We start from the raw sequence: 16,701 nt of genomic DNA, 5'->3' as shown, positions 1-16,701 counted from the left end.
TATCAACCGCGACAATATTGCTGTCGGCGTCATCAGATTAAATAACATGATACTTTTTTGACTATCTCTATCAGTTTATTTGATTAGATGCCGGAGAGGATATCGGTTAACGTAGCCCTACATTGTGACGAATATTATTGAAGATAACCCTTATGCTTACTGCTATTAATAACGGATTTGCACGTTTCGTGGATGGCCCCAACGCGGGTAAGCTTCTGTTACGCTTGACCTTCGGCATACTACTGTTATTTCATGGTTACGCCAAAACCCAGCACGGCGTCGGCTGGATCGCTGATTTATTGCAAAGCCACGGGTTGCCCGGTTTTATCGCCTATGGCGCCTTTATCGGCGAAATTATTGCCCCCATCATGATTATTGTCGGGTTTATGACCCGGCCGGCGGCATTTATTATCGCTTTTAATCTGCTGGTGGCTACCCTGCTGGTTGGCATGGGGCATTTTTATAAACTCACGGATGTCGGCGCCTGGGCATTGGAAACGGAAGCGCTCTACTTTTTCGGCGGCCTGGTGATTATGCTGATAGGGCCGGGTAAATATGCTGTAATGAAAAACTGATCTTCCGGCGCGACCGGCGAATAGCCGCTGGCCGCGCCTGGCATTAAAAGGGTAACGACAGGCGCAGGGCCAATGCCGCCAGCGTCACCAGCAGTACCGGCAGCGTCATCACCACTCCCACGCGAAAATAATAACCCCAGGAAATGCTCAGATTCTTTTTTGCCAGCACATGCAGCCACAGCAAGGTGGCCAGGCTGCCGATGGGGGTGATTTTAGGCCCGAGATCGCAGCCGATGACATTGGCGTAAATCATCGCCTGTTTAACCACGCCGGTGGCGGTGCTGCCTTCCACCGACAGCGCGCCGACCAGTACGCTGGGCAGGTTATTCATCACGGAAGATAAGAACGCGGTCAGGAATCCCGTGCCGAGCGTCGCCACCCACAGGCCCTGGCTGGCGAACCGGCTTAACAGGGCGGACAGCGCATGGGTCAGACCGGCGTTGCGCAGGCCATACACCACCAGGTACATCCCCAGGGAAAAAATAACGATTTGCCAGGGCGCGCCGCGCAGCACCCGGCCGGTATTGATGGCGCGGCCCTTTTTCGCCACCACGAACAGGATCAGCGCGCCGGCGGCGGAGATCAGGCTGACCGGAACGCCCAGCGGTTCCAGGCCGAAAAAGCCCCCCAACAGCAGGATCAGCACCACCCATCCGGTACGGAAGGTGGCCGGGTCGCGAATGGCATCCTTCGGCGCAGGCAGGCGCGCGACGTCATAGTTTGCCGGTATTTCACGCCGGAAAAACAGGTGCAGCGTAATAAGGGTGGCGGCCACGGCGGCAATATTGACCGGCACCATGACCGAGGCATAGGCATTAAAACCCAGTTTGAAATAATCGGCCGAGACGATATTCACCAGGTTCGATACCACCAGCGGCAGGCTGGCGGTATCGGCGATAAAACCCGCCGCCATGACAAACGCCAGGGTGGTGCTGCGCTTGAACCCCAGCGCCAGCAGCATGGACATCACGATTGGCGTGAGGATAAGCGCTGCGCCGTCATTGGCGAACAAGGCGGATACGGCGGCGCCCAGCAGAATGGTATAGCTGAACAGCAGCCGGCCACGGCCGTTTCCCCAGCGGCCGACATGGAGCGCCGCCCAGGAAAAAAAACCGCACTCATCGAGCAACAGACTGATAATGATAATAGCGATAAAGGTGGCGGTGGCATTCCATACTATCCGCCACACCACGGCGATATCAGCCACCTCTACCACGCCGCTCGCGAGCGCCAGCCCGGCGCCGAGCATGGCGCTCCAGCCGATGCCTAGTCCCTTGGGCTGCCAGATAACCAATACGATCGTGAAGATAAAAATTGTTACAGCCGCAGCCATGGCGCCCCGCTTAATCCGCTAAATAAACAGCGGCGGACAGAACATGGGTTGCCGTAAGGCCGCTGAACTATCGGTAGAATATAACCGCTGGAGGGCGAAAATCCTTTTTTTTTTAATCCATCATCCGCAAAATTTTATTTGCTGATGACCCTTAACGGCAGTAGCAGCGGCAGCACGCCGATAAGCAACAGCGCCACGATATTCAGCGCGGGAACGATACCAATACGATCGCCGAGCGCGCCGTAGACGATAGGCATCAGGGCGCCGCAGCCAAGGGAGATGGTATAAAAAATGGAAAATGCGCGGGTTTGCTGGCCGGGTTTGGCGAGTTCCGCCACGGTGCCGTACAGGATGGAAGACGTGCCGTTTAGCGCGATGCCTAACGGAATCAGCAACAGATAACTGGCGGTTAACGGGGTAAATAACAGAGCAATAATAAGCGCGGCGGTGAATATTTCACTGACGGCCACGGTGCGTAATACCCCAAGCCTGGGCGCCAGTGCGCCGCAGACTAATTTGCCGCAGGCGCCGCCGATAAAAATGGTGGTCAGCGCAAAGCCGACGCCGGCGGGCGTCGCGCCCTTGGCGGCCAGTAAAAAAGGCAGGAACGTCAGGGTGCCGGCGCGCGTGGCATTATCCAGACTGCCGATAACGCATAAGGAGATAAAGGCTAACCGGCGTCTGGCCTCGGGGACGCGGGGCAGCGGCTGATAGGCGGCGCCTTCCCGTCCCGGCGACGGCGCAACGCCGGCTTGTCCGGCAACGCGTTGGGGCAACAAAAAGCGCAGGCCGACGGCCACCAGGATGCCCGCAACCGCGATGACCCGTACCGACCAGCCCCAGGCGATGAGTAACAATAAACCAGAAATGGCGCTGGGAATCAGGCACTTGCCGACATCGCCGAAAAAGTTATAGGTGCTTAGCGCCAGCCGGGTCTGCCGGACGGTAAAATACTGTGAAATATAGCTTGATGCCAACGGGTGCTGCACGCTGGCGCCCATGCCGCCCACGATAATCAACGCCATCAGCGGCAGGATGCCGCCGGAGAAACCATATAAAAATAACGCCGCGGACAACAGCAGCGTGCCGGCGATTAACAGCCTGCGCTCGCCAAACGCTTTGCCCAGTTCACCCGCTGGAATCTGCCAGACGGCCAGCGAGCCGGAAAACAGCGTCTTGAGCAGCCCGATTTGCATCATCGACAGGCCGAACTGCTGCTGCCACACGGCAAACAGCAGGTAGTGCATGTCGGTCGCGCCATCATGATATAAATGCGCCAGGCTGGCCGCGCCCAGCACTTTGCGGCCGGCGCGGGCGACCGGTAAAGCCTGTTCAGGGTGGTTATCTTTCACAATGGCCATGACAATCCAGATTGGTTAGAAAACATGCCCGCCCGCCCCGGCGTTGCGGCGCGCGCCGATCAGCCGGCAAGATGGCAGGCAACATGATGCCTGTCGCCGACGCGGCGATCAATCGGCAACTGTGTAAAGCAGCGTGGCATCGCGTGCGGGCATTTGCCGCTGAAGACGCAGCCCCGGCCCGTATGCGGCCCCGTATCGGCGCGGAGGGCGGGCGTGGCGGCGACGGTTTTCAAACGCGGATGCGACGGCGGTATCGAGGCCAGCAGATAGCGGGTATAGGGATGCCGGGGGTCGGCAAACAGCGCATCCGCCGGCGCTTCCTCCACCAGGCGTCCCCGGTACATGACGCCGATGCGATCGGCGATATGGTGCACAACGCTGAGATCGTGGGCGATAAATAAGTAGGCAAGACCATTTTCCCGCTGCAGTTCCAGCAGCAGGTTCAGGATCTGCGATTGAATCGAAACATCCAGCGCCGAGACCGGCTCGTCGCAGACGATAAGCCGGGGATTGAGGATCAGCGCCTTGGCGATGCCCACGCGCTGGCGCTGTCCGCCGGAAAATTCGTGCGGATAGCGTTTGGCGTCCGCCGGGCTGAAACCCACCCTGGCGAGCAGTTGCCCGACGCGGGCCTCGCGTTCGGCGCTATTACCGATACCGTGGATAATTAACGGCTCCGCCACGCTGTAACCGATGGTACGCTTGGGATCCAGGGAGGACAGCGGATCCTGGAATATCATCTGTATATCTTTGCGCAGGGCGCGCAGGGGCGCCGCCGACAGGCTGAAAATATCGCGGCCGGCAAAATCGGCGCGCCCCGCGCTGGCGTCGGTGAGCCGCAGCAGCGTCCTGCCGGTCGTGCTTTTGCCGCTGCCGGATTCACCCACCAAGGCGTAGGTTTCCCGCTCATCAACATGAAAACTAACGTCATCCACCGCGGTGATCCAGCGAGTGCGCAGGCCCTGGCGGACTTTGAATTTTTTCGTCAGATGACTAACGCGCAACAGCGGCGGCGGGTAAACGGCAGTTGGGTTCATAATACTGTTTCCCGGTCGAGTTCTTCGGCTTTCCAGCAGCGCACGGCATGACGCGAAGCCTCCGGGCCGGCGGTCGCGCCGCCATCCCTTATCGCCGCCAGCGGCGGATGACGCCGGCATATGGCGCCGGCAAACGGGCAGCGGGGGGCGAAGCCGCAGCCGGCCGGGCTGTCGGTAAGCGGGGGCACGCTGCCCTTGATTTCCGTCAGCCGGGATTGACGCGCGCCGCGCAGCGACGGGATTGCCGCCATCAAACCCCGGGTATAGGGGTGCCGGGGCCGGTCGAATAAGGTCATGACGTCGGCTTCCTCCACCACTTCACCCAGATACATGACGATTACCCGCTGGCACATTTGCGCGACGACCGACAAATCATGGGTAATCAAAATGATGCCCATGCCGTTGGCGGCCTTAAGCGACTCCAGCAACTGCAGGATTTGCGCCTGAATCGTCACATCCAGGGCGGTGGTCGGCTCATCGGCGATAAGCAGCGCCGGATGGCAGGCCACGGCCATGGCAATCATCACCCGCTGGCGCATGCCGCCGGAAATTTCATGGGGATAAGCGGCGCAACAACGCGCCGTATCCGGGATGCCCACCTGTTCCAGCAGCGCCATCACCCGCGCGGCCCGCTGCCGGCGGGACAGGTCGGCGTGCAGTTGGAGGCTCTCGCCGATCTGGCGGCCGACGGTAAAGAGCGGGTTTAAACTCGACAGCGGATCCTGGAAAACCATCGACAGGGTATTGCCCTGGATGGCGCGCCGCTCGCGCTGCGATAGCGCCAGCAAATCGCGGCCGTTAAAGCGTACGCTGCCCTGCGCCTCGGTGATGCGGGGGTCCAGCAGCCCCATAACGGCTTCGGCGGTGACGCTTTTACCACAGCCGGATTCGCCGATAATGCCCAGGGTTTCATGCGCCTTCACGGCGAAAGAAATACCGCGCACCGGCCTGACGACGCCCTGTTCAGTGGCTATTTTGACCACCAGGTCATTCACCGCCAGCAGCGGGGCGCCGGGTATCATACTGTCTGCCATAACGCTAAGGCCTGTCTCTTAACATGCCCAGCACGCGTCGCGGCAAGGGGCGGATGGTGGGATCCAGCAGGTCGCGCAGGCCGTCGCCGAGGATATTAAGGGCTAAGATCAGGATAACGATCGAGATGCCGGGAAAAAAGGTCATCCACCAGGAGGTAAAGATCACTTTTTTACCCTCCAGCAGCAGATTGCCCAGGCTGGGCATCGGCGCCGGCACACCGGAGCCGAGAAAACTTAACGCCGCCTCGGTAAGAATGGCCACGGAAAAAATAAAGGTGATCTGCACGATAAAGGGCGACATCACATTCGGCAGGATATGGCGCCAGATCATGCGCCCGTCGGTGGCGCCCTGGGCCCTCAGGCCCTCGATATAATTCTTTTCCTTAATCACCAGCGCCGCCGAGCGCACCACCCGCGCGATGGAGGGGATATATACCAGCGACAGCGCCAATACCACATTCAGGGTGTTCGGCCCCAGGATGCCGACGATGGCAATGGCCAGCAACAGGGAAGGGAAGGCAAACAGGCCGTCGCAAACGCGCATGGCGATCAGATCCACCGGCCGGTACCAGGCGGACAGCAGGCCGGTTATCAAGCCGAATACCCCGGCGGCCGCGGCGACCGACATGCCCACCAGCAGGGAGATGCGAATGGCGTAGGCCACACGCGTCAACACATCGCGGCCAAAGTTATCGGTGCCGAACCAATGCTGCGCGGTCGGGCTTTTTAACCGGCTGAGCGGATCGAGGGCATAAAGATCGTAGGGGCTGAAATACCCCGCGGCCAGCGACAGCACGACCAGCAGCAGCAGTATCACGCCGCCGGCCAGCATCATTTTATGACGCGACAATACCGTCATGGCGCGGCCCTCCTGGTTGCCATGGCGCGGGCGCCATGCGGTGCGAAAAAGCGGGATGGCGGCGCATCATGCCTTCACCTTAAGGCGCGGATCGATCCACCCAAACGACAGATCGACCAGCAGGTTAATCACTACGTAGCTGGTGGTAATCAGCAGCACCGACCCCTGGATCACGGTAAAATCCCGCCGCTCGATGGAATCGATAATCAATGACCCGACGCCGGGAATGCCGAACACGCTTTCAATCACGATGGCGCCGGTGATAAGCGATCCAAAGGATTCGCCGCAGATATTCAGTACCGGGATCCAGGCGTTTTTAAACGCATGGCGCAGCAATACCCCCCGTTCGGGAACGCCTTTGGCCCGCGCGGTCTTGATGTAGTTCTCATGAAGCACGTCCAGCATGACCGCGCGGATCATGCGCGCCAGCAGGGCGGCGATGCGGATGGCCAGCGCCAGCGCCGGCAGGAACAGGTAATGCAGGTTTTGCCACAGGCTGAGTTGGCCGGATTTATAGCCGATCACCGGAAACCAGCGCAGATGGACGGCAAAAAAGAAAATCAGGAACAGGCCGAGTAAAAAGCCCGGAATCGACAGCCCGAAGGTCGCCAGCGCCATAATCAGGCGATCGGTAAAGCGCCCGCGCCGGTAAGCCGCCGCGATGCCGCCCAGGATACCAAGCAGCATGGCCATGCCCTGCGCCAGCAACGCCAGCGATAGCGTGGGTTTAAGATGCTGCATGAACAGCGTGATCACGCTTTCCCGCATAAACAGGGAGTACCCCAGATCGCCTTGCAGGATGCGGGAAAACCATAGCCAGAACTGTTCAACCAGCGGCCGGTTAAGGCCGAGCCTGGCGCGCATCGCCAGCACGTCTTCCGGCCGGGCGTCATTGCCGAGGACCACCAGCACCGGATCGCCCGGCGCAAGATGCACCAGGCAGAACACCACCACCGCCACCACCAGCAATACCGGGATCAGCGCCAACAGCCGGTGTAACGCATACCATACCATTTGTTTATCCTTGCCCGCCGTAACCGGGCCGGCAGCGGGCCGCTAAAAAACCGACCGGGCAAAGGTTATTTATCCGGGACCTGCACATTCCATAAAATCGGGCCGATCAGGTCCGCGTAGCCCTTGACGCCGTCCTTGACGGCAATGGGTTCAGGCTGGGTATGGCCCAGCACAATCACCGGCAGGTATTGCCAGGTCAGGACGTGCAGTTGGTCCACCAGCGGTTTGGCATCCTGTAGCGAGGGCGCCTGCTTAATGCGATCCAGAACGCTGTCGATGTCCGGGCTGTTGGACCAGCCGGGGAAATTGGCCCGCGAGTCGAGGAAGGGATATTGATGCAGTACCTGGCGCATGGAGAATTCCAGGGCGCAGAGATCGAAATTTTTCGGGTCCTGGCGGCGCTGCAATACCGTCGGCCAGTCATAGACATCCAGCCGGGATTTAACGCCGATTTGTTTCAGCACTTGTTGGGCCACGATCGCCAGGTTGTAGAGTTCGGCATATTCCTTGGTGGCGATAATCACCACCTCCTGCCCCTGGTAGCCGGATTCCTTGACCAGCCTGCGGGCCTCGTCGAGCTTATTGACGTTATAGTAAGGTTTGCCGGCCCCGCTATACCAATCCACCTGCTGCGGAAATCCCAGGGAGGAATCGGCGCTGAAAAAACGCGGGTCGCTATAGCCGGCCAGCAGGACGCTGTTGACATCCAATGCGGTATTAAACGCCTGGCGCAGCTTGACGTCGGCGAAGGGTCCGGTTTTCTTATTGAACAAATAGGTGATAAGCGAACCGCCGGATTCCGGGGCAAATAACTGAATGCCCGGCGCCTGTTTAAGCTGGTCGATATTGTCCTTGGGCAGGTTAAACACCAGATCGTACTCGCCGGTCAGCGCGCCGGCCAGCCGGGTGGATTCATCGGTAACATACCGGAAAAAAATATCTTTCACATAGGCGTTTTTTTTGCCCGCCAGGCCGCTGGCCGGTTCAATGCGGGAAACATAACCGTCAAAGCGGGCGAGATGCAGAAATTCGCCCTGTTTGAACTCCGCCAGCTGGTAGGGACCGGTGCCAATCAGCTCGGTCACCGGGCTTTTCGTCTCGTTGGCCTTATCTATGATGCTTTTTGGCATGATGGCGGCAATATTCTTCACATCGGCCAGAATATTCAGTGTGATAAGCGACGGCGTTTTCAGGGTCAATTGCACCGTCAACGGGTCGATTTTCGTAAAGGCGGCGCCGGGCAGGTTGGCTTTACCCTGGGTGGACAACGCCAGCCAGCGGTTCATGGAGGCGACAACGTCGTCCGCGGTCAGCGGCTGGCCGTTCTGGAACACGATATGGTCGCGCAGGGTAAAGGTATACACCAGCCGATCGTCGCTGAGCTGGTAATGATCGACCAGTTCCGGCACCGGCTCGAACTTATCGTTAATCACGAACAGCTCTTCGAAAATATGACGGTCGACATCCGAGGTGGCGTTATTGGTGGTCAGATAAGGATCCAGGGTGCCGGGCCGGTTGCCGTAGGCGATATTCAGGGCGCCGCCGCCGGTGGCCGGGGCGGTGTACCCGGGCAGGGCCGCGCACAGTAAAAACAGGGCGGCATGGAACCGCATGGTATTGATTAAGCTCATGCTTGCTCCTGCTTGATACGTTCGAGCAGATGCGCGTCGGTCAGCAGCCGGTAGCCGGTTTTAGCCAGCACCCGGGCGCCGGTCACCAGCGCCTGGTAGCCGCGTGGGGAATTGGCGGCTTCGCGAAACGCCACCGTATGGCCTATCAGGTCATCGGGACCTATCTTGATATAGGGATGCGCGGTAGGCACGGCATGGCTGATATCGCCGGCGTCGGTGGACCCCAGACCTTCTTTAGGCGTGAGATCCACCTGTTCGCCATGGGCGGACAGGACATCCAGCAGCAGGGTATTCAAGGTGTGGTTAATGCGAAAATCGCGCGGACCCACCTGGTGTTCTATCTCCACGCGCGTGCCGGTGGCCAGCGCCGCCCCCTCGGCAATGGCGCGGATGCGCGGCTCCAGGGCTATCACTTCCTCGCGGGTATTGGCGCGGATGTAATAATGCGCCGCGGCGAATTCCGGGATCACATTCGGGGCCTGGCCGCCATCGGTAATAATGCCGTGTACCCGAACGTTCGCCGGCAGCTGCTGGCGCAGTACGCTGATGCCGTTATAGAGCAGCACCACCGCGTCCAGGGCGTTGATGCCCAGATGCGGGGAACTGCCCGCATGGGAAGGCTTGCCGTAAAAATTAAAATAAAGATGATTATTGGCAAGCGACGGGCCCGACAGGCGCGTGCGGCCGGCGGGATGGATCATCAGCGCCGCGTCCACTCCCCGCAGGAAGCCATGTTCGACAAAACGGGCTTTGACATTGCCGTTTCGCCCGCCCGGTCCCTTTAACCCGCCTTCCTCCGCCGGGGTGCCCAATACCACGATTTTGCCGCCGGTTTCCGGCAAGGTTTCCGCGAGCGCAATGGCGGCGGCGATGCTGGTCACGCCGATAATATTGTGTCCGCAGGCATGGCCGATGCCGATCAGGGCGTCGTATTCCGCCAGATAGGCCACCGTCGGCCCGGGTTTGCCGCTATCCCTGACGGCGTGAAATGCGGTTTCATGCCCGGCCACGTTGGATGTCACCGTAAATCCCGCCGCGGTCAGCAGGCCGGTAAGGATCTTATTGGCGTAATATTCATTATTGCCGGTTTCCGGATGCGCATGTATATCCTGGCTGACGGCAATATACGTTTCCCGCTGCCGATCTATGGCATCGTCAATCCGTTTGATCAGGGTATCTGTGGTCATGGGTAACCTCATAATGAGATAAATAGTATTAGGACATGCGCAAAACCATACACTATTTCGCAATTGAGCTTAAAATGAAAATAGCGCATAACCTTAGTGAATTTCTGGACGAAGGTTGCCGTGCGGTTATTTTTTAGAAATAAGCGGAATATTACCAAAGCGCCCAATTCGTGGGGTCCTATTATTTGGTTATAATCAAGTCAAAAATATAAAAAGTATAAATTTCAGTCTATTGAAAAGAGATTGATGAAATAATATTCTCTTTTTCTACAGCGTTGACGGAAGAGAAGAAGAATTATTTTTCACGACTGCCTAATTTATGGCCATATCGACGGCGTTGAGCGTATTGGCCGGCATATAGTCAGTTATTCACTTTGAATATTCATATCTTAGCTAAATAAGGCAGAGCCTTTGCCTTTATACTGTGCCCCGTGCTACTGGCCTAACAATAAAATGATTCGCTTTCATTTCACAGGATATTTTATGCATAAAATAATAACGGCGGCGTTTGGCGCGGCCAGCTGGTTAATGTCATTATCCCCGGCCTTTGCCGCTGCGGCGGTGCCGCAGGAAGTGCGGATTGCCTACAGCGGCGGTTCGCAAGTGCTGATGTTGGCGAAGGCGGACGGCAGTCTGGAAAAAGCGCTGGGCACCAAGGTGACGTGGGTGCAGTTCGCCTCGGGCGCCGATGCGCTGAATTATTTCGCCAGCGATGCCATCGATATCGCCAATTTTGGTTCCAGCCCGGCCACCGCCGGCATCGTGCGCAAGCTGCCGGTGGAAATCGTCGGCATTTCCGGCGTCATTGCCACCTATGAGCGCCTGATCGGCAAACCGGGCATCAATAGCCTGCAGGATATCGAGGGCAAACGTGTGGGCTACCCGCCCAACTCCACGTCCCAGTACGCGCTGGAAGCGGCGATAGCAGTGCATAAACTCGATCGCGGCAAGATTACCCTGATCCCGCTGCGCCCGGCGGAACTGGTGGCGGCCTGGAAACGCGGCGATATCGACGCCGGTTATGTCTGGGCGCCTTTTGCCCAGGAGCTGGAAGCGTCCGGCGGCCATCAGGTGTTCGCCACCAAGGATCTGCAAAAGGACGGTTATCTGATTTATAACAACTACGTGGTACGCAAAGCCTTTGCCCGGCAATATCCTGAGATCGTGGCCAACTTCCTGAAGGTACATCAGCAAAAGGTGGATGAATTCCGCCGCGACCCCGATGCCGCCGCCGCCATTGTCGCCCGGGAAGTAGGCGCGCCCGTCACCACCGCCACCAATACCCTGTCCGGCCTGGAATATCCCTCCATCGCCGATCAGGGCACCGCCGCCTGGCTGGGCGACGGCACCAATACCGACGGCAGCGGCATCGGACAGGCGGTGAATAAAACCGCCCATTTCCTGGAGAGCACCGGCGAGGTACGTCAACGGGATATCCCGGCCACCTGGAGCGGGGCGATTAATTCCAGCTATATCCGCCAGGCCGCGGGTAAATAAATACCGTTATGAAAGTTGTTCATCATCTTGCTATCAGCGTCGTCTCGGTGGCGCTGTTTTTCCTGCTCTGGCAAATCGCCGGGGAACGGCGCTGGGTCGACCCGCTATTGCTGCCGCCTTTGTCGGATCTGGCAGAAACCACGGTTGAGCTGTTGCGCGACGGCTACCGCCAGGTGCCGCTTTGGGAGCATATCGCGGTGAGCCTGGCGCGGGCGCTGAGCGCTTTTGCCGTCGCCATCGTGTGCGGCATCCCGCTGGGGCTGTTGATGGGGTTGTCGGCGCCCATCGCCGCCGCGCTCAACCCGTTTGTGCAGTTTCTGCGGCCCTTGCCGAAAATCGCCCTTATTCCGCTGGCGGTGGTCTGGCTGGGTATTGGCGAGTCCTCGAAATTTTTCCTTATTTTTATCGCTACTTTTCTGAGCGTGGTGGTGGGTGCCGCCGCCGCGGTGGAGCGCATCGGCGATGCCCGCATCCGCGTAGCGCAGACGCTGGGCGCCTCGCGCCGGCAGATTTTCTGGCGGGTGGTCTTGCCGGATACCTTGCCCGAGCTATTTACCAGCGTGCGGCTGTCCATCGGCGTCGGCTGGACGTCGCTGATTGCCGCCGAACTGGTGGCGGCTACGTCGGGCCTGGGGTGGATGGTGATCAACGCCAGCGCCTATCTGCGCACCGATATCGTGATGATAGGCATCCTGCTGCTCGGCGCCATCGGTTATATGCTGGATCTGGCGATCGTGGGAGTACAGAAATGGCTGGTGCCCTGGGCGGGGAAGGACGCATGACGGCACATATCGCTGTTGAGCATATTACGCAGGTTTTTACCGGCAGGCAGGCGCCCCTGACGGTGCTGGACGATGTCTCGCTGTCACTGGCCGCCGGGGAGTTTGTGGTATTGCTCGGCCCCTCCGGCTGCGGAAAATCCACCATCCTGAATATGATTGCCGGCTTTACGCCGGTACGGCAAGGGCGGATCCTGTGCGCGGGTCGGCCGGTCAGGGGGCCGCATCCCAGCCGGGGCATGGTGTTCCAGCAGCCCAATTTATTTCCCTGGCTGTCGGTGCTGGCTAACGTCACCTTCGGCGCGCGCATGGCGGGCCGGAAAAAGGCGGCGGCCGACGCCGACGCCAATGCCTGGCTTCAGCGGGTGGGCCTGGCGGGCTTTGAACAGCATGCGCCCTGGCAGCTGTCCGGCGGCATGAAGCAGCGGGTGGCGCTGGCGCGGGCCTGGCTGCCCGACCCCGACATATTGCTGATGGATGAACCCTTCGGCGCGCTGGACGCGCAAACCCGGATGATGATGCAGGAACTGCTGCGCGCCGCCTGGAAGCAAACCGGCACGACGATTTTATTTGTCACCCACGATGTGGAAGAGGCGCTGTTTCTCGCCGACCGTATCCTGGTGATGTCGGCGCGGCCGGGGAAAATCGTTGAAGAAGTGCGGGTGCCGTTCGGCCCGGAGCGGGATATCGAGACCCTGGCGCAGGCTCCCGGCTACAGCGACATTAAACAACAGGTGCTCCACCGGGTGCGGACCGAGGCCCGGCGCCATATGCTGTAATGGTGCCCGGCGCGGGAGCGAATCCGGCGATTGCGCCCGCGCCGGGTAAGGCTGGCGCAGCATCCGCCCACGCGCCGGGCGGGGCGCTACCGGGACAGCGGCTTCGGCGCGCCCAGTCGGGTGGCCAGCAGGGACAGGCCATAACACAGCAGGTAATAAATGACGCCGATAAAGACAAAAATCTCGGTGGGATAGATCTGTTCGCGGTTATTGACCTGGCCCGCCACGGTGGTCAGCTCCGGCACGTTAACGATAAACGCCAGCGAGGTGTCCTTGATCAGGGAGACCATCAGCCCGATATAAGACGGCAGCAGATTGGGCATGGCCTGCGGCAATAAAACCCGGCGCAGGATTTGCCACTCGCCCAGTCCCGAGGCAAGGCCCGCTTCCACCTGTCCCGCAGGCAGGGCGTTCAGGCCGGCGAGCGTGGTATGCATCACCGCCGCCGAGGTAAACCAGGCCAGGGCCAGAATCACCGTCAGCGGACCGGGTATCGAGCCGCCGAACAGGATGGGCAGCAGGAAAAACAGCCAGAAGATAACAAAAATCAGCGGTATGCCGCGAATGATTTCAGCCCAGATAAACAGCGCCCGGCGCGTCCAGCCCGGATAGCGCCAGGCCAGGCACGCCAGCGTGACGCCGAGCGCCAGCGCCAGCGCGCCGGCGCACAGCGCCATCATCAGCGTCAGCAGCACGCCGCCCGGCTGGCCGTCGGCCAGGCGTCCCCATAGCAGGTAGGTCAGGTTAGCGAGGATCACGTCGATATTAAAGGTCATGGCGCGCTCCGCTTATCGGGTTGCCGGCCGGCGGCGCATCGAGGCCGGCCGCCGGCAACAGCGGTTGCCTGCCGTCGCGGCGTTTTGGGCCCACATATATCAGCAGGGATCCCATCGCCACGCCCAAGAGCAGATAAAGCCCGGTGCCCACCGCAAACGCCTCCAGCGCGTGGGCGTTAAAACTCTCCACCCGGCCTATCTGATAGGTCAATTCGGCGAAGCTGATGCCGCTGGCCAGCGACGAAAGCTTCATCAGGTTCAGGTATTGTCCGACCAGGGGCTGCCAGGCATTGAGCAGTCCCTGCGGCAACAGCACATGGCGCAGGATTTGCCACTGGCTGAACCCTTGCGATAGCGCGGCCTCCGTTTGTCCCGGCGGCACGGAGTTCAACCCCGCCTGGATTTCCTCCAGCAAAAACGCCGCGCAGAACAGCGACAATCCCCAGGCGGCGCAAAGGAATTCCGGCGCCAGCCACAGTACGTTGCCCGGCAGAATCGACCAGGGGTGCATATCGCCGATGTACAGGCGCACGCCTTGCGGCAGCGCGCCCCAGGCGGCAAAATACCAGAACAATAATTGCACCAGCAGCGGCGTGTTGCGAAACACCGAGACAAACGCCGCCGCCAGGGCGCGGCCAATCGGCCCCGGCGCCAGGCGCAGCGCCAGCATCAATAGGGTTATCAGCGTCGCCGCCAGGCAACCGAACAAGGTGACGTACAAGGTGGCGGCAAAGCCGGACAGGATCCATTGCCAGGGCTGGCCGGTCAGCACGCCGGCCCAATCCAGGTGCCAGGCCATCAGCTCTCCTCCAGGCGCGCATGCAGCGGATTAAGCACCTTCTGCAAAAAACGCTGCGCGCGCGGATGCACCGGCGCGCTGAAAAAGGTCTCCGGGTCGGCCTGCTCCAGGATGACGCCGCCGTCCATAAACACCACCCGATCGGCTATTTCGCGGGCGAAGCTCATTTCATGGGTGACCACCACCATGGTGATGCCGCTATGGGCCAGTTCCTGCATTACCTGCAGCACTTCGCCGATCATTTCCGGGTCCAGCGCCGAGGTCGGCTCATCAAAAAGAATCAACGTCGGGTCCGTGACCAGGGCGCGGGCAATCGCTACCCGCTGCTGCTGGCCGCCGGACAGTTGGGCCGGCAGAAAAGACGCCTTATCGCCCAATCCCACCCGCTCCAGCAGACTCTGCGCTTTGGCATGCGCTTTCGCTCGCGTCCAGCCGTGCACGGTGATCAGCGCCAGGCTGACATTATCCAGGGCGTTAAGATGGCCGTAGAGATTAAACTGCTGGAACACAAAACCGATATGGGTGCGAAGTTCACGCAGCGCGCGGCCTTTCAACGCCGAGGTGGGATGGCCGTCGATCAGGATTTCACCTCCGCTTACGGTTTCCAACTGGTTGATCAGGCGTATCAGGGTGGATTTCCCCGACCCCGAGGGGCCGCAAATCGCCACCACCTCGCCGCGTCCGACGCTGAAATCCACCTGGCGGATCACGTAGTGGGGGCCGAAAAATTTATCAACCTGGCGGAACTCGACGGCGGGGATGGCATGTGGGGCAGGGGTATCCGCCACCGGGGCGGCGGATGGTTGCAGATTGTCGTACTGGGATTGCATTGATTCAGCCTGATTATTTCGCTGTTATGGTAAACAGACGCGGTTGAGGCGATTTGGTCTGGGGTCCGAACCAATTATTATAGATGGAGGTAGCCTGGCCGTTTTTTTCCAGTTTCAGCAGCTCGTTATTAACGAAGGTGAGCAACGCGGTCTCGTCTTTTTTCACCCCGACGCCGATCTCTTCTTTACTCAGCAGCTCCGGCAGCACTTTATATTTGGCTTTATCCGGCGCGCCGTCGAGCAGGCCGGCGAGGATGGTGCTGTCCTGGGTGATGGCCTGCACGTTGCCGTTGCGCAGCGCCGTCAGCGCCAGCGGAATATCATCATAGGACAAGACGCGCGCATTCGGGAAACGATGATGCAATTCCTGCTCGCCGGTGGTGCCCTTTACCGCGCCGATACGCGCGTTGGCGTAACCGTCCAGTTTATCCGGCGAGTTTACCGGCACCAGGAACTGCTGCCCGGTGACAAAATAGGGAATGGAAAAATCAATGACCTTGGCCCGCTCCGGCGTGATGGTAATGTCGGCCACGATAATATCGGCTTTACCCGACTGCAGCAGAGGAATGCGGTTGGCCGGATTGGTGGGCACCAGCTCCAGCTTCACGCCCAGCGCGTCTGCCAGCGCCTTGGCAAAGTCCACGTCGTAGCCGACGATATTATGGGTTTTGGCATCGACGGAACCAAACGGCGGGTTGGAATCGAAGGTGGCGACACGAATAACGCCGGCCTGCTTGATATTGGCCAACTGGTCGGCATGGGCGGCAACGGAGACGATACTGCCTAACGCTAACACAGTCAGCAGCGATAACGCTGAAGGCCGGCTATTAATGAATAAGGCCATTTGCTTTTCCTTGATATAATTTTAATATAATTTAACCACTTCATGGGGTTATTCCATGGCGCTGGTTTTCTGCTGAGGAATATTACATAGGCAACGATAATTAACCACGTATAAAAAAGCATATGTTTATCACCACTAAGCATAAGAATAACTTATGACCTATCGGGCCTGTGGCCGGCGGGCATTTATGCCAGTGAACACGGGGCGCGGGCGCGGCACCGCGCGCGATTTAAATAAGAATAATAATTATTACTCAAGACAATAAGAAATGAATTGAAGCCGGTGGCGCGGGATATTTTATCAAACCGCAGCATGAGGATGTTTAATAAATAACCATCGCTGCGGCATTTTATCGCCGGGACAGGG

16 protein-coding genes are annotated in these 16,701 nt (G+C 59.3%); 4 read left to right on the top strand and 12 right to left on the bottom strand.

All coding sequences use genetic code 11. The annotated features are described in order from the left end of the window. Positions 1 to 152 precede the first annotated feature (152 nt). Positions 153 to 575, top strand: coding sequence for a DoxX family protein (locus ACL2XF_RS11815; protein ID WP_413722453.1), 423 nt, complete (start codon positions 153 to 155; stop codon positions 573 to 575). 43 nt (positions 576 to 618) lie between these two features. Here the strand turns inward: ACL2XF_RS11815 and ACL2XF_RS11810 are convergent, their stop codons facing one another. The 8 genes from ACL2XF_RS11810 to ACL2XF_RS11775 form a co-directional block, all read right to left on the bottom strand. Next, positions 619 to 1,908 (bottom strand): arsenic transporter, encoded by a 1,290-nt coding sequence (locus ACL2XF_RS11810; protein ID WP_410015706.1) that lies wholly within the window; start codon positions 1,906 to 1,908, stop codon positions 619 to 621. A gap of 134 nt (positions 1,909 to 2,042) precedes the next feature. After that, complete coding sequence (locus ACL2XF_RS11805; protein ID WP_410015705.1) at positions 2,043 to 3,269, bottom strand: MFS transporter; 1,227 nt, start codon at positions 3,267 to 3,269, stop codon at positions 2,043 to 2,045. A gap of 59 nt (positions 3,270 to 3,328) precedes the next feature. Next, positions 3,329 to 4,306: an ABC transporter ATP-binding protein gene (locus ACL2XF_RS11800; protein ID WP_410015704.1), complete on the bottom strand. Its 978-nt coding sequence runs from the start codon at positions 4,304 to 4,306 to the stop codon at positions 3,329 to 3,331. Beyond that, positions 4,303 to 5,340, bottom strand: coding sequence for an ABC transporter ATP-binding protein (locus ACL2XF_RS11795; RefSeq protein WP_413728658.1), 1,038 nt, complete (start codon positions 5,338 to 5,340; stop codon positions 4,303 to 4,305). Before ACL2XF_RS11795 ends, ACL2XF_RS11800 begins: the two co-directional genes overlap by 4 nt. A gap of 4 nt (positions 5,341 to 5,344) precedes the next feature. Beyond that, positions 5,345 to 6,199 carry an ABC transporter permease gene (locus ACL2XF_RS11790; protein WP_410015702.1) on the bottom strand — a complete coding sequence of 285 codons (855 nt, stop codon included), beginning with the start codon at positions 6,197 to 6,199 and terminating at the stop codon, positions 5,345 to 5,347. 66 nt (positions 6,200 to 6,265) lie between these two features. Next, complete coding sequence (locus ACL2XF_RS11785; protein ID WP_413728657.1) at positions 6,266 to 7,213, bottom strand: ABC transporter permease; 948 nt, start codon at positions 7,211 to 7,213, stop codon at positions 6,266 to 6,268. A 65-nt stretch (positions 7,214 to 7,278) separates the two neighbouring features. Continuing rightward, complete coding sequence (locus ACL2XF_RS11780; RefSeq protein WP_410015700.1) at positions 7,279 to 8,844, bottom strand: ABC transporter substrate-binding protein; 1,566 nt, start codon at positions 8,842 to 8,844, stop codon at positions 7,279 to 7,281. Next, positions 8,841 to 10,031 carry a M20 family metallopeptidase gene (locus ACL2XF_RS11775; RefSeq protein ID WP_413728656.1) on the bottom strand — a complete coding sequence of 397 codons (1,191 nt, stop codon included), beginning with the start codon at positions 10,029 to 10,031 and terminating at the stop codon, positions 8,841 to 8,843. The genes ACL2XF_RS11780 and ACL2XF_RS11775 overlap by 4 nt, the downstream gene beginning before the upstream one ends. Before the next feature lie 528 nt (positions 10,032 to 10,559). Here ACL2XF_RS11775 and ACL2XF_RS11770 point away from each other — a divergent pair. From ACL2XF_RS11770 to ACL2XF_RS11760, 3 genes are read left to right on the top strand one after another with little or no spacing between them, the layout of a single operon-like run. Continuing rightward, a complete protein-coding gene (locus ACL2XF_RS11770; protein WP_413728808.1) occupies positions 10,560 to 11,528 on the top strand; it encodes a glycine betaine ABC transporter substrate-binding protein in 969 nt (322 codons plus the stop codon). Between the two features lie 8 nt (positions 11,529 to 11,536). Beyond that, the gene (locus ACL2XF_RS11765; protein ID WP_410015698.1) at positions 11,537 to 12,310 is read left to right on the top strand and encodes an ABC transporter permease; all 774 of its coding nucleotides are present in this window, start codon (positions 11,537 to 11,539) and stop codon (positions 12,308 to 12,310) included. Next, on the top strand, positions 12,307 to 13,086 hold the full coding sequence (locus ACL2XF_RS11760; RefSeq protein WP_413728655.1) for an ABC transporter ATP-binding protein: 780 nt from the start codon (positions 12,307 to 12,309) through the stop codon (positions 13,084 to 13,086). The genes ACL2XF_RS11765 and ACL2XF_RS11760 overlap by 4 nt, the downstream gene beginning before the upstream one ends. An 86-nt stretch (positions 13,087 to 13,172) precedes the next feature. On the opposite strand, the gene ACL2XF_RS11755 is transcribed toward ACL2XF_RS11760, so the two are convergent. Genes ACL2XF_RS11755 through ACL2XF_RS11740 form a run of 4 tightly spaced genes read right to left on the bottom strand, consistent with a single transcriptional unit; the run spans position 13,173 to position 16,335 of the window. Next, positions 13,173 to 13,862, bottom strand: a complete 690-nt coding sequence (locus tag ACL2XF_RS11755; RefSeq protein ID WP_410015696.1) for an amino acid ABC transporter permease — start codon at positions 13,860 to 13,862, stop codon at positions 13,173 to 13,175. Then, positions 13,852 to 14,661 (bottom strand): amino acid ABC transporter permease, encoded by an 810-nt coding sequence (locus ACL2XF_RS11750; protein WP_413722460.1) that lies wholly within the window; start codon positions 14,659 to 14,661, stop codon positions 13,852 to 13,854. Before ACL2XF_RS11750 ends, ACL2XF_RS11755 begins: the two co-directional genes overlap by 11 nt. Continuing rightward, positions 14,661 to 15,491: an amino acid ABC transporter ATP-binding protein gene (locus tag ACL2XF_RS11745; RefSeq protein ID WP_413722461.1), complete on the bottom strand. Its 831-nt coding sequence runs from the start codon at positions 15,489 to 15,491 to the stop codon at positions 14,661 to 14,663. The genes ACL2XF_RS11750 and ACL2XF_RS11745 overlap by 1 nt, the downstream gene beginning before the upstream one ends. Before the next feature lie 13 nt (positions 15,492 to 15,504). Then, entirely contained in the window at positions 15,505 to 16,335 is an 831-nt protein-coding gene (locus ACL2XF_RS11740; protein WP_413728654.1) for an ABC transporter substrate-binding protein, read from the bottom strand. Positions 16,336 to 16,701: the final 366 nt, after the last annotated feature.

The organism is Sodalis sp. RH19 (genome assembly GCF_047324215.1).
In the GTDB taxonomy this organism is placed as follows: Bacteria; Pseudomonadota; Gammaproteobacteria; order Enterobacterales; family Enterobacteriaceae; genus Acerihabitans.
The sequence above is the reverse complement of the archived record's forward strand: the minus strand, read 5'-3'. Positions and strand labels throughout refer to the sequence as shown.